Here is a 15383-nt window from a genome sequence, read left to right as displayed (position 1 = left end):
GCCCGATCCCGCGCCCACCGTGAACAAATCGAAGTCGTAGCCCGCCATCGACGCTCCTCCCTGTGTCCCAGACCCAAGAAATGGGGTGCTGCCACCCCCCGGGGAAGACGGCCCGCCCGGTGATGCCCGCCGGGTCGCTCCCCAGGGTCACGAGCGCCACCCGGCTCGCCTTTACCCGACTTGCATTCAATCCCCTCCCGCACGGGAAGGGGGGATATCCTGACGACAGGGCGGCCTCCCCTCATGTCTCACCCCATCTCCCAGACACCCATCCGGCCGGAGCTGCCGGAGCCCGAGTCGTCTCCCGAAGTGGGTCCGGAGGTGGGCCCGGAGGTGGTGGGCCGTCGCTACCGCATCCTGGACCTGCTGGGTCGGGGCGGCGCGGGCACGGTGTGGCTCGCCCAGGACGGGCTGTCCGGGCCGGTGGCCCTCAAGCGGCTGCACAAGACGGTGGCGGACCTGGCGCGGCACCCCGGGAAGGGCACGCCCTCCGCGTTCGCCACGCAGGGCATGGCGCTGTCGCTGGCGCACGAGTTCCAGACGCTGGTGTCGCTGCGCCACCCGCACGTCATCCGCGTGCTGGACTACGGCTTCGACGACGAGGGCCGGCCCTACCTGGCCATGGACCTGCTGGAGGACGCGCGCACGCTGGTGGAGGCCGGTACGGACGCGCCGCTGACGACGCAGGTGTCGCTGCTGGTGCAGACGCTCCAGGCGCTCGCGTACCTGCACCGGCGCGGCATCATCCACCGCGACCTGAAGCCCGGGAACGTGCTGGTGGTGCACGGGCAGGTGAAGGTGCTGGACTTCGGGCTCGCGGTGGGACGCGACCAGGGCCGGCGCGCGCAGCCGGCGGGCACCCCGGGCTACCTCGCCCCGGAGCTGTTCGAGGACCAGCCCCCGTCCGAACAGACCGACCTCTTCGGCTTCGGCGCCATGGCGTGCCAGATGTTCTTCGGGCGGCTGCCCCACGGAGGCCAGGTGTTCGCGACGCCGGGCTTCCCGCCCGCGCTCAAGGCGCTGCTGGAGCAGCTGGTGGCGCCGGACGCGCACCGCCGTCCACGCGACGCGCAGGCCGCCATCGCCGCGCTGTGCGCCGCCACCGACCAGCCCCTGCCCGCCGAGTCCGCCGCCACGCGCGACAGCTTCCTGCAGTCCGCGCGCTTCGTGGGCCGCGTGCGCGAGCGCGAGCACCTGATGGACGTGCTCGACCGCGCGATGGCGGGCCAGGGCAGCGCGTGGCTCGTGGGCGGGGAGAGCGGCGTGGGCAAGTCGCGCCTGCTGGAGGAGATGCGCGCGCAGGCGCTCGTGCGCGGCGCGGTGGTGGTGCGCGGGCAGGCGGTGGACACCGGCGGCCTGCCGTACCAGGAGTGGCGCGCGGTGCTGCGCTGGCTGCCCATGCTCACGGAGCTGTCCGACCGCGAGGCGCGCGTCCTCAAGCCGCTGGTGCCGGACATGGAGGCGCTGCTGGGCCACGCGGTGCCCGCCGCCCCGGAGCTGGACGCGGAGATGGCGCAGCTGCGGCTGCACCAGACGGTGGAGGACGTCTTCGCCCGGCTGTCCCAGCCCACCGTCGTCATCCTGGAGGACCTGCACCAGGCGCACAGCGAGTCGCTCCAGCTGCTCGCGCGGCTCGCGGCGCGGGCCTCCGGGCTGCCGCTGCTGCTGCTCGCGAGCTTCCGCGACGACGAGACCCCGCAGCTGCCCGAGCGCGTGCCCGGCTCCCGGACGCTGCGGCTGCCCCGGCTGGACGCGGAGGAGATCGCGCTCCTGGGCGAGTCCATGCTGGGCGCCGTGGGCCGGCGGCCCGACGTGCTGGAGCTGCTGCGCCGCGAGACGGAGGGCAACCCCTTCTTCCTCGTGGAGGTGGTGCGCGCGCTGGCGGAGGACGCGGGCGGCCTGGATCGGCTCGGTGACCGGCTCGGAGCCCAGCTCGGAGACCGGTTGGAGGCGCGCGCGCTGCCGGAGCGCGTGTGGGCGGGCGGCATGCGGGCCCTGGTGCAGCGCCGGCTGGAGAAGGTGCCCCGGTCCGCGCGGGGACTGTTGGACGTGGCGGCGCTGCTCGGCCGGGAGCTGGACCTGCCGGTGCTCCAGCGGGCGGCGCCGGGCGTGGACGTGGAGGCGTGGCTCACCGACTGTGCCGCGGCGGCGGTGCTGGACGTGGCGGACGGCCGCTGGCGCTTCGCGCACGACAAGCTGCGGGAGCGGCTCCTGGAGGACCTGACGCCCGGGTCGCGGCCCGCGCTCCACCGGCGCGCGGCGGAGGCGCTGGAGGCGGCCCATCCGCGGGGCCACGCCGCGGCGCTGTCGTACCACTGGGGGCAGGCCCAGGACGCGGCCCGCGAGGCGCTCCACGCGCGGCGCGCGGGCGAGGAGGCGCTGGAGGTGGGGGCGTGCCGCGAGGCGCTGCCCCTGCTCACGCGGGCGCTGACGCGCGCCCCGAACGCGACGGCGCGGGAGCAGGGCCACATGGAGGCGCTGCTGGCGGAGGCGCGCTTCCAATTGGGAGACCTGGAGGCCTTCCGCGCGCACGCGGAGGCGGCGCTCCGGCACTTCGGCTGGCCCGTGCCCACGACGCGCACCGGGTGGGTGCTGGGCACGCTCTGGCAGGCGCTGTCGCGGCTGGCGCAGAGCGCTCGGCCGGACGCGTACGTGGACGACTCGGCGCGGCGCCGCGAGGTGCGGCGGGTGGCGGGCCGGCTGCTGATGCGCCTCACGGACGCGTTCATCTACGCGCAGGAAGCGCTGCCGGTGCTCTGGAGCGGCCTGCGGATGCTGAACCTGTGCGAGCCCGCGGGGCCCTCGCCGGAGCTGGCGCGCGGCTACACGGTGATGGCGGTGGTGGCGGGCACGGTGCCGGTGCACCGGGTGGCGGACGCGTGGGTGAAGCGGGCGGGGGAGGTGGCGGAGCGCGTGGGCCGCCCGGTGGACCTGGCCTACGTGCTCAACCGCAACGCGGTGTGCGCGGTGTACCAGGCCCACTGGCAGGACGTGGAGGCGTGGCTTCGGCGCGCGACGTCCATCGTGGACTCGGTGGGGGACCTGCGGCTGGCGGAGGAGTGCCGCGCGCTGCTCACCGTGGCGCTCTGCTACCAGGGCCAGTTCGCGCGCGGGCTGCCGCTGATGGACTGGCTGGAGGCGTCCGCGGTGCGCCGGGGCGCGGTGCAGACGCAGCACTGGGCCATGCACTACCGCGCGCACATCCTGCTGCGGCTGGGCGAGCACGGGCGGGCCCGCGTCGCGCTGGAGCCGGCGTTGGCGTGGACGGAGGCGCACGGCGGGGCCACCGACCGCATCATCGTGGACGGCACGCTGGCGCTCCTGTGCCTGCGCGAGGGCGACGCGGCGGGCGCGCGCGCGGCGGCGGAGAAGGCACTGGTGCGGCTGTCGGCCGGCAAGCCGGTGGCGCACTTCGTCTACTTCGGGGCCACGGCGGTCGCGGAGGTGCTGCTCACGCTGTGGGCGCGCGAGACGCCGGGGCCGGGGCTCCAGGCGCTGTCGCACAGCGCCCGCGTCGCGCTCAAGGCGGTGGAGGACTTCGCGCGGGTGTTCCCCTTCGGCGAGCCCTCGGCGTGGCTGTGGCGCGGCTGCGAGGCGTGGCTCGCGGGCAAGCACCCCAAGGCGTTCCGCGCGTGGCAGCGGTGCATCACCGAAGCGACGAAGCGGCGGATGCCCTACGAGGCGGCGCGCGCGCGGCTGGAGTGGGCCCGGCACCTGCCCGTGGAAGACCCCGAGCGCGCGGACCTGCTGCGGCGGGCGGTGGAGGACTTCACCCGGCTGGACGCGCGCGAGGACCTGGCGCGCGCCGAGGCCGAGCAGGCCCTGGGCATTACGGCGGAAGGCATGGCGGTGACGACGCGATGATGCGAGTGGGCGACGTGGCGGTCCTGGCGTGTCCGGACTGCCGGGGCCGGTTGGTGTGGCACGGACTCAACGAGGACGACCGCATCACCGAGGGCCGGCTGCGCTGCGGCGGCTGCGGCGAGACGTGGGACGTGGACGAGGGCGTCGCGCGGCTATTCCGCGAAGACCGCGTGCAGGGCACGGACCGCTTGATGCGCCATCTCTATGACGGGCTGCCCGCGCTGCATGATCCGCTGACGGCGGTGCTGACGCCGCTGTTCCAGTCCGTCTCCGAGTCGCGGATGCGCGACGGGTACATGCGGCGGCTGGAGTTGGGCGCCCTGCGTCCGCGCGAGGACGGGCAGCCGGTGCGGGTGCTGGAGGTGGGCGTGGGCGCGGGCGCGAACCTGCCGCGCATCCGGGGCGCGCTGCCGCCCGGCCTGGACGTGGAGGTGTGGGGGCTGGACCTGAGCACCGGGATGCTCGCGCAGTGCGAGAAGCGGCTGCGCAAGGATCGGCGCATGCAGGACACCCGGCTGCTCCTGGCGGATGCGCACGCGCTGCCCTTCCGTGACGCGACGTTCGACCGCGTGTTCCACGTGGGCGGCATCGGGGGCTATCGCCAGCCCGCGGTGGCGCTGCTGGAGATGGCGCGCGTGGCCCTGCCCGGCACGCCGCTGGTGGTGGTGGACGAGCAACTGGACGCGAGCTTGCGTCCGTCGCTGTTCCAGCGCGCGGCCTTCCGTGCCCTGACGTTCTACACGCGCGATGCCCGGAGCCCGCGCGCGCTCCTGCCCCGCAACGCCGAAGGCGTCATCGAGGAACAGGTGTCACCGTTCTACTACTGCCTCACGTTCCGCGTTCCGGAGCAGGCGCCGGCCGTCAGGGATTGAGCACCAGGTCCATCAGCCGGAGCGTCATGCCACCGGTGAAGTCGATGGTGGCCCCGTTGAACCAGCCCGCGTCGTCGCCGGTGAGCACGGTGACGAAGCGCGCCACCTCCTGCACCGTGCACATGCGCCCCGCGGGGTTCATGGCCGCGTGGCGCTGCTCCAGCCGGGCCAGGGCCTCCGGCGAGTAGACGTGGCTCAGCGCGGGCGTCATCACCGTGCCGAACTTGAGCAGGTTGACCCGGTGGCCCTTGGGGCCCAGCTCCACCGCCAGGTGACGCACGTACATCTCCAGCGCGGCCTTGGAGGCGCTGATGAGGCCGGTGTTGCCCAGGTGCGTCTGATCCAACGGGTTCTGCAGCCCCAGCAGCCGCGCGTCCGGGGCCAGCAGGTCGCGCTCCACCAGCGCCTGCGTCCAGTACACGAACGAGTGGGCCATGCAGTCGAAGGTGCGCTGCACGCGGCGCGGGTGCAGGCGGTCCGGCCCCTCCGACAGGAAGCGCCCCACGGACGCGCCCGCGATGGCGTGGACGAAGAGCTTCACGCACTGGGGGCCCGCGTGCGCGAGCAGGGCGTCCGCGCCCGCGTCGGCGGACTCGGGGGTGGAGGCGTCCGCCTGCCGCAGCAGCACGTCGCGGCCCGCCTCGCGCACGCTCGCCTCCATCCGGTCCGCGGCCTCCGGGTAGCGGCCCCGGTGCACGCCAAAGACATTCAACCCCGGCGTGCGCGCGACGGCCTCCGCGATGGCCGCGCCCGTGCCGGACGAGGCGCCGAGGATGAGGGCCCACCGTGGGTCCGGAGGGCCCCGTGGGGAGAGGGCTTCTGGGGGCTGCGGGCGGGGTGTTGGTCGAGGTGGCGCTTGCATGGTGCGTCAATCATAGGAAGGCGGTGTGCGTGGGGCCCGGGTGACGGTGGGGGTCCTCGACCGGGCCGCGGTGGGGTGGAAGGATGAGACATGCCTTCAGTGAAATCCCTCTTCGCGTGGCTGGCGTTGCCAGCCCTCGCAATGCTCGTGGCGTGTGCCCATTCGTCCTCCGAGGAGGTGGCGAAGTCGGAGGCCGAGGAGCAGCTGTCCACGCTGTACCTGCGGACGTGCGGAGGGACCCGGGTGGAGGCGTGCTTCAACAGCGCCGGGCGCCACCTCAAGGGCGACGGCGTCCCGAAGGACGAGGCGAGGGCGGCGACGCTGTACGAGCTGGGCTGCAACGGCGGAGACACGAGGAGCTGCGTGGGGCTGGGGCAGTTGAAGGAGGAGGGCCGGGGCATCGCGAAGGACGAAGCGGGCGCGGCGAAGCTGTACCAGCAGGCGTGTGACCGGGACATCGGGGAGGGCTGCGGACGGCTCGCGCTGCTGTACGGCGAGGGGCGCGGGGTGGAGAAGCGCCAGGACCAGGCGGTGCACTTCTTCCAGCGCGGGTGCATCCACAGCGACGGCATGTCGTGCAACAACCTGGGCGTGTTGAAGCTGATGGGGGCCTTCGGGCTCACGCAGGACGTGGCCGGCGGGATGGACCTGTTGGTGAAGGCCTGCAACGCGGAGGTGGTGACCGCGTGCCTCACGATGGCCAACGAGTTCCAGGACGGCTCGCGCGTGCGCAAGGATCCGGAGCTCGCGGTGAGCTACTTCCGTCAGGCGTGCGACCTGGGCTCGAAGACGGCGTGCGAGCGCGCCGAGCTTCCCGGGCGCGCGACGCCGGAGCCGGCGGTGTCGGCCGAGGACGGCGCGAAGCTCGCGAAGATCCGCGGGATGTGTGACGCCCCCGGGACGGGCGAGGTGAAGGGGATGGCGTGCTACCTGATGGGGGTGGCGTACGAGAAGGGCGCCTCCGTGAAGCAGAACCCCGGCCGCGCGACGGTGTTCTACAAGCACGCGTGCGACAACGAGGTCCCCGAGGGCTGCGAGGCGATGCGGCGCATGCTGGGGCTCACGCCGGAAGGGGCACCCCGGCCGGAGCCGAAGCAGTCGGTGCTGGAGTCGCTGCGATTGAACCTGCCGGCGCCGCGCCCGGAGCCGCGCGAGGAAGCGAAGCCGTCGTCGGTGCTGGAGTCGCTGCGACTCGACCCGGCGCGGGTGAAGCCGGCGCGGCGGGTGGTGCCGATGGAGAACGCGACCGTGCTGGACCCCGTGGCGCGGCTGGACGCCGCGTGCAAGGCCGGGCGGGCCAATGCGTGCACCCGTCTGGGATTGCTCCTCAGGCGGGGCATGTCGGGGGCGGTTCGCAGCGAGGCAGGGGCGGAGCGGGCGCTCCAGCAGGGCTGCGACGGAGGCGATGTCGACGGGTGCGTGGAGCTGGTGGATCTGTACCTGTGGTGGAAGGGTGGGCCCATCCACCTCCGCGAGAGCCGGCAGTTCCTGGAGAAGGGCTGCGCGCGGGACGATGGGGGCCGGGCGTGTCATGCCCTGGGCGATCTCTTCGAGTTCGCCGAAACCGGGTTCACGAGCAAGGCGCGCGCGCACCAGGCGTGGAGCCGGGGCTGCTTCGCCCTGGAGGATTCCTATTCCTGCTCCCGCCTGCTCGGTGCGGCGCGGTCCTCCGACGCGTCCGGGGCGAAGGACCCCGAGGCGCTGCACCGCCTCAAGGTCCAGGCCTGCAAGGCGCACGTGAACCCGTCCTGCGAGGAGTTGGGCCTTCCTCTGCCGCCAGCGACGGCCAGCCGTCGCAAGCAGCTGGCGGCGTGCGACGACGGCAACCCGGACGCCTGTGGCGAGGTGGCCGAGGGCTACCAGAAGGGGCTCGGCCTGGTCGAGGACCCGGAGGCGGCGAAGGAGGCGGGCGTGCGGGCCTGCACGGGCGGAAGCGGCCTGGGCTGTCTGGTCATGGCGCAGATGCATGACGAAGGGGGGCGCGGGGTGCGGTCCCCGCAGGGCGTGGTGATCTTCGCCTCCATGGCGTGCGAGCGGGGCGAGCCGGAGGGCTGCGTGCTGCTGGCGAAGCAGTTGGAGGAAGGCCAGGGCATTGTCCGGAACGTGCTCAAGGCCCAGGAGGCCCGGCGCAGGGCCTGCGCCCTCCTGTCCGAAACGCGGCGGGAGCTGGAGTGCCAGGAGTAGGGACGCGGGGGGGAGCGGCCAGCGAAAAGCGCCGCTCCCGTGCGGAGAGGACCCCCGCCGTTCAGACGGACGTGAGGAGCAGCTCCGGCTGGTCGCCGACCTTGATCCCCACGAGTGGCTGGAGGTCCGCGCGGAAGCCCCAGTGCCGTGACAGCTCCAGGAACCACGCGACGGTGGCGGTGAGCCGGAACCCGTCGGAGCCCGAGTCCTCCAGCGGGTCGAACGCATCCACGATGATGGAGTGTTCGGGGTCGTCCGACAGCGGGCTCCGCGCGTCGATGGCCTGCTGCAAGGCCTGGAGCCGCTGGGTCAGCCGGGCCCAGATTTCGTAGACCTTTCCGTAGGGCCTGCCGCCCACGTCTCCGCCGTACCGGGAGGCGTTCTCCATCACGCCCATGAAGGTCGCCGGCGTGGGGGCCCCGCCCGCCATCGCCGACTGTTCCCAGGTCCGGTTCTGGAGGGCGGCCGGCGGCTGCATCCGCTTCAAGCGGTCATCCACGCCGCGCAGGATGGAGGCCTTGTCCCAGTTCCTCGCGCGGTCCATCAGGTACTTCTTCCAGAGGGGCGCGTAGATCTGCTGCCGGACCGCGGGGGAGGCGCGCAAGGCCACGGACTCCCACGGGAGCGCCCGCGCGAGCGCGATGGCGAAGCAGTCCAGCTCCGCCGCCGGGTCGGTCCCCATCCGCTTCAGCAGCTTCTTGAACGTGGGCGAGTCGATCCGCAGCTCGAAGCGCGCGGTGATGCGGGTGCCGCGCGGCGCGGCCTGGACGAGCGCGGTGAGCCGTTCAGGGGAGCCTCCGTCCGGCAGCGCGCCCCAGACCCGGGCCGTGTCCTCCAGCCATTGGAGGGACGGGCTGCCCTGGAACCGGGATTGGGCGAAGAAGGCATACGCGAACGCATCCGCGCTCGGCCGGGTGGAGAACCCGGGCATCTGCGCGCTGAAGTCGATGCCCTGGAGCACCTGGGCCCCCGCGAGCCAACCCTCCTGCTTGTACGAGCGAGCGCCCTGGAAGGCGTAGCGGCGCGGTCCGTTCACGTGGTCGCGCGAGGCGTGCTGTGCCACGGCCTTCAGCTTCTTGCTGTCCTCGGACTTCGCCAGGAAGACGTCGCGCCAGCCCAGGCCGAAGCTCCGGGTGCGCTGCGTTTCAATCGAAGTCATCTGGAAGTAGCGGCGCGTCCAGGCGTCCTTCACCTGGCGCTGGATGCGGGCCAGGTCGCCAGAGATGAGCGCTTCGTGCACGTCCCCCAGCGACGCCTCCGGCACCTCCAGCTCCATCAGCGTCGTGTCCTCGGTGCAGCGGGCGTACTCGTATTCGAAGCCCGCCTTCAGCGTGGCGCACACGCTGTCCTTGATGAGCGTCTTCAGCTCGCCGTAGACCTTCTCCACGGTGGTCTGCGTCGCGTCCAGCTCCTCCTTGAACCCCAGCCCCCCGAGCAGCGCGGTGGCCACCGTCAGCAGCGTCGGGCTCAGCTTCCCGGCCTCGAGCGCCTCCATCACCTTCGATACTTCCTGGGCCTGTTCGGTGGAGGCCACGGAGGTCAGCAGCGCGGTGAGCACCGGGGACTCCACCCCGAGCGTGGCGCCTGCTTCAATCTTCACGGCGCCCCCGTGCGAGGTCGCCTTGCGGACCGACACGGTGAACGGGCCCGGGTTCTTCGGTCGGGAGAAGACGAGGCACAGCTCGTCCTCCAACTGGAGCGAGCCGCCCACGGAGAGGCCCACGTCGGCCTTGAGCTGGAGGGCTACGGCCCGGCCCACCCGCTTCGCGAGCGCCGTCACCACCGCCGCGGTGACGATGGGCCACGACAGGGTGGCGCCGGTCTTCAACTGGATGCGCGCCTGGAAGGCGAGCGCATCGTCGGGGCCCAGGGCCCGCACGTCGTCCACCTGGAAGGGGAGCCGCAGCGTCTTCGCGTCCTCGCGCAGCGTGTCGCCCAGGAGGTTCCGGGTGGGGTGGCCCCGGTAGTCCGCCACCCGTACGTTGATGGCGCCCTTGCCGTCCAGGGTGAGGAAGGGAAGGGAGCCCTCCGCGCTGGCTTCGGCGTTGAGCTCGGCGGCGTACTTCAACCAGCAGGTGATCCCATCCGGAAGGAAGAGGGGCTCGGGCGTGGAGCCGTCCGGAGCGTCCGCGCTCCGCTTGCCCACGACGCCTCCCGCGTCCTTGTCTTCCGGGCCGTTGAACAGCTCCACCGGCACCTTGAGCGACGCCCCCAGCAGGACCGACCCTCCGGGCAGCGGGACCTTCCGGTTCACGCTGCACTCCGCGCGGCCCAGGGCCTGCTCCTGGGAGGAATCCCCCAACGGACGGTTCAGCGTGTTCACGGCGGGTACCTCGATGCTCCAGCTCATGTACATCCCCCCAGGGCCAGGACTTCAAGCAATGACAGACAGGCAGCCCGTCCGAGGGGCCGCTGGACACGCGTCGCGAGGCAGTGTCGCGCGGTCATCCGCGGGCGGGAAGCCGGGCCCGCGGGAGGTGTGTCTGTTGATGGGTGGACGGGACGTGATCCGTTCATCCTCTTCCTGACCCATCTGGGAGAATCCCGGGAGGGATCCACGGCTGGGATTGTCATGGATACAGATGGGGGGCTGCCGATGAGCGAGGGATCCACGGTTTGGGTCGTAGCCGGAGCCAGGGAGCGCCGCGTCCTGGGTTCTCACGAACAGGTCGTGTTCAGCCATACGGTCGAAGGATTGCTGTTGGCCCTGAAGGGCCGGCTGGAAGGTCCGCTGCGGGAGAAGCTGAAGGCCCTGGGACTGGACCTGGATCGGGAGCTGGAGTCGGCGTACCCCAACGCGCAGTGGCAGCAGATGCTGCTGCTGGGCGCGGAGGAGCTCTTCCCGAACGTCCCCATGCCCCGGGCGAAGTGGCTGCTGGGGGAGCGCTTCATCAGCGGCTATTTCGAGACGAACATGGGGCGGGCGTTGAAGGGGATGCTGAAGCTGTTGGGGCCGGCGCGCGCGTTGGAGCGCACGTCGCGCAACATGGCCACCGGCAGCAACTTCCTCCAGGTGGAGGTGGAGCGCCTGGCGCCCACGGACTACCGGCTCAAGGTGAACGACTGCGGGCTCCACCCGGAGTTCATGGGGGCGTTGTGCCACTTCGGGACGATGGCCACCGGGGTGAAGGGGCTCACCACCGTGGTGGAGTCGCGCGCGGGCATCTCCGCGACGTTCCGGGCCCGCTGGTAGCCCCCCGGCGACCCGGGCCGGGGACCTCTCAGGTCGCCTCCCCGATACGACACGTCATGTCACGCCGGGCCGGGGCCCCCCGGACTGCCCGTCGAATCGTCATCACCCGGGGGATGTAGGGGTTGTCGACAAGGCCACAAACGGTCTAGCCAGGAGGAACTGAACCGCGTCATCCCCCGAGACGTGGCGAAGGAGCTCCCGGTGTCGTCCAATCAGACTGAGTTCGTGTTCGGCCATACGGTCGAAGGATTGCTGTTGGCCTTGAAGGGTCGGCTGGAGGCTCCGCTCAAGGCGAAGCTGAAGGCGGCCGGGCTGGACGTGGACAAGAAGCTGGAGCCCGCGTACCCCAACGCCATCTGGCAGCGGGCGCTGCAGGTCGGCGCGGAGGAGCTCTTCCCGGGCGTCCCCATGTCCGAGGCGCAGTGGATGCTGGGCGAGCGCTTCGTCAGCGGCTACTTCGAGACCAACATGGGCCGTGCCCTGCACGGCATGCTCAAGCTGCTGGGGCCGGCACGCGCGCTGGAGCGCACGTCGCGCAACCTGGCCTCGGGCAGCAACTTCCTCCACGTGGAGGTGGAGCGCGTGTCGGACACGGACTACCGCATCAAGGTGAACGAGGGTGGGACGTACCCGGAGTTCATCGGCGCCATCTGCCACTTCGGGACGATGGCCACCGGCGTGAAGGGGCTCACCACCGTGGTGGAGTCCCGGAATGGCCGCGCGGCGACGTACCGCGTGCGCTGGTAGGACCGGCCGCGTCCAGCAGGCCCTGCACCGCGCCGGTGACGTCGCGGTGCACGGCCAGCAGCGCGTCCCGGTCCTCCGCGTCGAACCCGGCGTCCAGGTGGCGCGTCAGCGGTTCGCCCACCCACTGCGTCATCTTCACCGGGAACGGCAGCGACAGCGGCCACAGCCCCGTGGCGCCCACGCCCAGCCACAGCGGCAGCCGCCCGGGCATCCCCAGCCGCTTGCCCCACGCGTAGCCGTCGTTCAGCCCCAGGTAGGCGTCGTCCATGCCGTGGCCCGCGATGGGCACGATGGGCAGCCCGTAGCGCACGGCCAGCCGCAGGTAGCCCACCCGTCCGCCCCAGTCCACGCGGTAGCGGTGGCGGAAGTCGCGGCAGCCCTCGCGCGTGCCGCCCGGCTGCACCAGCACGTGCTCGCCCTTCGCCACCGCTTCGGCCAGCCGGGGCCCGTCACCCGTCACGAAGCCCAGCCCCTCCGTCACCTCCCGCATGCCGGGGAGCTGGTCGAACGCGCCGTGCGCGATGCCGTGCGGCAGGTAGCCCAGGCGGTCGTGCAGCGTCACCGTCAGCATGCACAGGTCCACCGCGAGGGGGCGCCCGTGGTAGCCCACCAGCAGCTTCGCGCCGGGGCGCAGGAGCGGCTCCAGGTTCACCACCTCGTAGCGGTGGTAGCGCTGGAGCAGGCGGAACGTCGTCAGCCACGCGGCCCGCGCCGCGGCGCCCGTCGCCGTCACCCGCCCACCTGGTACAGCACCGCGCCGTGCGCCACGCCCGCGCCCACGCCCACCATCAGCACCCGGTCCCCCGGCTTCACCGGACGCGTGCGCCACAGCCGGTCCAACCCCGTCCCCAGCGACGCCGAGCCCACGCTGCCCACCGTGTCCACCACCGTCACGCTCTTCTCCGCCGGCACCTCCAGCGCCTGGAGGATGGCCGTGAACATGCTCCCGTTCGGCTGGTGCGTGAGCACCCACTCCACGTCCGCCACCGTCAGCCCCGCCTCCGTGAGCACCGCCTTCGCCGCGCGCGTCAGCGCTCCCAATGCCACACGCGTCATGTCGCGGACAGGCGTGAGGAAGCGCATCCCCGGGGGCGCGTCCGTCAGCAGCGGGTTCTCCAGCACGACGTCCGGGGGCAGCGTGCCGTCGTTGCCGAACGCCGCGCCCAGCACGCCGTCACCGAGCCCGCCGTCACCGAGCCCGCCGTCACCGAGCCTGCCTGGGGAGGGCCGCGCCGCGCCCAGCACCACCGCCGCCGCCGCGTCGCCCAGCACCAGCCAGGGCCGCGGGTCCTCCGGCCGCGTCGTGCGCGACAGCAGCTCCACCGACACCACGCCCACCGGCCCCAGCCCCGTGGCCACCGAGCGCGCCGCCAGGTCGAACGCGCTCAAGAAGCCCATGCACGCGTTGGTCACGTCCATCGCGTCACACGTCCCCGCGAGCCCCAGCGCCGCCGCCACCCGACTGCCATTGGCCGGCGTGAGGACATCCCCGCCCATGGACGACACGAAGAGGATGCGCCGGAGCGCGGTCGCCTCCAGGCCCGCCGCCTCCAGCGCGCCCCGCAGGGCCTGCGCCCCCAGGTCCGCCGCGCGCAGGCCGGCCGGGGCGAAGTGCCGCGTGCGGATGCCCGTCTTGCGCTCCACCTCCGCCGCGTCGCGCCCCACCCGCGCGCACAGCTCCGCGGTCGTCACCGGCGGCCCCGGCAGCACGCTCGCCGTGCCGAGGATGCGGACGGGGATCAAGCGGCCCTCCTGCCGCCACACGGGGTGCGCCGCACGCGCAGCGACTCCCAGGCCTGCTTGAACTCCAGCAGCTTCTGCTCCAGCGCCATGTCGCGCGCGGCTTCATCCAGCACGGCGTCCACGTGCGTGAAGCGCATGGAGCCGAGCAGCGGGTGGTCCCGCGTGCCCACGTCGTAGCGCAGGTCGCCGCGCGCCGACTCCAGGTCGCCATTGCGATGCAACAGCAACACACCACTGGCGAGCAGGTCCTTGGCCCGCGCCACCGGGTTGAGCGCGGAGAGGAACAGCCCCACCGCGCCGGGCAGCAGTGGACTGGAGGCCTGATGGTGGCCCGCGGGGAAGATGTTGCTGGAGAAGACCAGGTCCGCGCCCGCGTTCAGCAGCACGTCCACCGGCACCATGCTGGTGAAGGCCCCGTCCACGTAGCGCGCGGGCGGCTGGAGCGTGGGCGCCCACACCCCCGGCGCGGAGCCACTGGCGCGCACGGCGAGCGCGAGCGGCCCCTGCTCCAGCACCACGCAGCGGCCCGTGGTCAGGTCGGTCGTCACCGGCAGGAAGCCCGTGGGCAGCTCCTCCAGCGCCAGGTCTCCCAGGTCGCCGCGCACCAGCCACTCCATGGCCTGCGTGGTGACCACGGACGACAGCGCCGCGGCGGACAGGTGCCCGTGCTTCGCGCGGTAGCGCAGCCGGCGCAGGCCATCCAGCCCCTCGCGTCCGTCGCGCGCGGTGCCGCAGAAGTACGCGCCCACCAGCGACCCCATGCTGGCGCTGCTGAGGAAGTCCACCGGCACGTCCAGGGCCGTCAGCCTCCGCAAGATGTGCGCGTGGTAGAAGCCCCACACGCCGCCGCCGCTGAGCGCCAGCCCCACGCGCCTGCCGGTGATGGCGCGGGCCCAGCGCGACAGCGCGTCCCGCGTCCCCGCGTCCAACCCCAGCGCCGCCAGGGGCCGCGTGTCCCCGGGCCGCACCAGCAGCCGCTCCCAATCCAGTCGCAGCCGGCACGAAGGCGGCGGCGCGTCCGAGTCCCACCCGTCCTCGTCCGGCAGCGGGCGGCCCTTCAGACTCGAGCTGCTCCCGGGCTTCCACGGCGACAGGAGCACCGTGGGCAGCACCGACGCGCCGGACGCCACGACGGCTTCGCCCGCGGAGGGCACCAGCCGCACCTCGCGCGCCGTGACGCCGTCCGGCACCGGGAGCCCGTCCACCAGCACGCAGTCGAAGTCCTCGTCCGAAGCCACGAGCGGAGCCACCCAGGACTCGACGTGCGCCGCGCCCCCGGGCCCCACCGTGCGGCGGAACACGCCGTCCGCGCCGCGCACCGCGCCCTTCGTCCCCCGCCTCCCTGCGCGCACCAGCAGCACCCGGTCCCCGAAGTCGTGGACCATCACCTTCGCCACCAGCTCCACCAGCGTGGACAGCACGGCGGGCGGCAGCTCCAGCCCCTGCGTCTGGAACGTCACCACCTCCGCGCGAGGCCCGGGCGCGGGAAGGCCGACCCGGGGAGCCCCGGCCGCCACCTCCAGCTCCGCGCGGGGAATGAAGAGCGCCTGGGACAGGGTCACCGCCGTCACCGTGACGGGCCAGACGCCTCGCGCGAGCGCCTCCACGCCCAGCGACATGCCCGCGCGCAGGTGCAGCAGCACCGTGCCTCCCGCCGTCACCTTCCACTCGCCCGAGCGCAGCAGGTAGACACCGTCCACCTCCTGGCCCTCCGTGCACACGCCCGTGCCCGGACCAGGCTCGACGGGACGGGCCCTGCTCAGCAGACGCAGCAGGATGGACGTGCGGGTGTGCCGCAGCGCGGGCGCTTGTTTCAGTGTGTACAGCCACCGACGCCGCTCATCGACCGTGATGGGAAAAGCCATGCGTCGATAAAGGATAACCAACGTGCTCCAGCGCTGGATACAGCACCGCGGTG

General features: G+C 72.8%; 10 protein-coding genes. 5 read left to right on the top strand and 5 right to left on the bottom strand.

Annotated elements, in window-relative coordinates:
* Window positions 1-243 precede the first annotated feature (243 nt).
* Both D7V97_RS46615 and D7V97_RS07305 read left to right on the top strand, forming a co-directional pair.
* A complete protein-coding gene (locus D7V97_RS46615; RefSeq protein WP_120609873.1) occupies window positions 244-3864 on the top strand; it encodes a serine/threonine-protein kinase in 3621 nt (1206 codons plus the stop codon).
* The gene (locus tag D7V97_RS07305) at window positions 3861-4736 is read left to right on the top strand and encodes a methyltransferase domain-containing protein (RefSeq protein WP_120609872.1); all 876 of its coding nucleotides are present in this window, start codon (window positions 3861-3863) and stop codon (window positions 4734-4736) included. Before D7V97_RS46615 ends, D7V97_RS07305 begins: the two co-directional genes overlap by 4 nt.
* Here D7V97_RS07305 and D7V97_RS07300 read toward each other — a convergent pair.
* Complete coding sequence (locus tag D7V97_RS07300) at window positions 4726-5598, bottom strand: SDR family NAD(P)-dependent oxidoreductase (protein WP_120609871.1); 873 nt, start codon at window positions 5596-5598, stop codon at window positions 4726-4728. The genes D7V97_RS07305 and D7V97_RS07300 overlap by 11 nt on opposite strands.
* A gap of 90 nt (window positions 5599-5688) precedes the next feature.
* Here D7V97_RS07300 and D7V97_RS07295 point away from each other — a divergent pair, with 90 nt between their 5' ends.
* Entirely contained in the window at window positions 5689-7782 is a 2094-nt protein-coding gene (locus D7V97_RS07295; RefSeq protein ID WP_120609870.1) for an SEL1-like repeat protein, read from the top strand.
* A 61-nt stretch (window positions 7783-7843) separates the two neighbouring features.
* On the opposite strand, the gene D7V97_RS07290 is transcribed toward D7V97_RS07295, so the two are convergent.
* Window positions 7844-10132: a hypothetical protein gene (locus D7V97_RS07290; protein ID WP_147444723.1), complete on the bottom strand. Its 2289-nt coding sequence runs from the start codon at window positions 10130-10132 to the stop codon at window positions 7844-7846.
* Window positions 10133-10453: 321 nt separating this feature from the next.
* Here D7V97_RS07290 and D7V97_RS07285 point away from each other — a divergent pair, with 321 nt between their 5' ends.
* The gene (locus tag D7V97_RS07285; RefSeq protein ID WP_233582557.1) at window positions 10454-10975 is read left to right on the top strand and encodes a DUF2378 family protein; all 522 of its coding nucleotides are present in this window, start codon (window positions 10454-10456) and stop codon (window positions 10973-10975) included.
* 201 nt (window positions 10976-11176) lie between these two features.
* Complete coding sequence (locus D7V97_RS07280; protein ID WP_120609877.1) at window positions 11177-11722, top strand: DUF2378 family protein; 546 nt, start codon at window positions 11177-11179, stop codon at window positions 11720-11722.
* Here the strand turns inward: D7V97_RS07280 and D7V97_RS07275 are convergent.
* Genes D7V97_RS07275 through D7V97_RS07265 form a run of 3 tightly spaced genes read right to left on the bottom strand, consistent with a single transcriptional unit; the run spans window position 11664 to window position 15330 of the window.
* Entirely contained in the window at window positions 11664-12455 is a 792-nt protein-coding gene (locus D7V97_RS07275) for a lysophospholipid acyltransferase family protein (RefSeq protein WP_120609868.1), read from the bottom strand. The genes D7V97_RS07280 and D7V97_RS07275 overlap by 59 nt on opposite strands.
* A complete protein-coding gene (locus D7V97_RS07270) occupies window positions 12452-13465 on the bottom strand; it encodes a 3-oxoacyl-ACP synthase III family protein (protein WP_120609876.1) in 1014 nt (337 codons plus the stop codon). Before D7V97_RS07270 ends, D7V97_RS07275 begins: the two co-directional genes overlap by 4 nt.
* Complete coding sequence (locus D7V97_RS07265) at window positions 13462-15330, bottom strand: cyclic nucleotide-binding and patatin-like phospholipase domain-containing protein (RefSeq protein WP_120609867.1); 1869 nt, start codon at window positions 15328-15330, stop codon at window positions 13462-13464. Before D7V97_RS07265 ends, D7V97_RS07270 begins: the two co-directional genes overlap by 4 nt.
* Window positions 15331-15383: the final 53 nt, after the last annotated feature.

Source organism: Corallococcus sp. CA053C (assembly GCF_003611675.1).
Lineage (GTDB): Bacteria > Myxococcota > Myxococcia > Myxococcales > Myxococcaceae > Corallococcus.
Note: the sequence above shows the minus strand (reverse complement) of the source record. Positions and strands in the feature narration are given on the sequence as shown.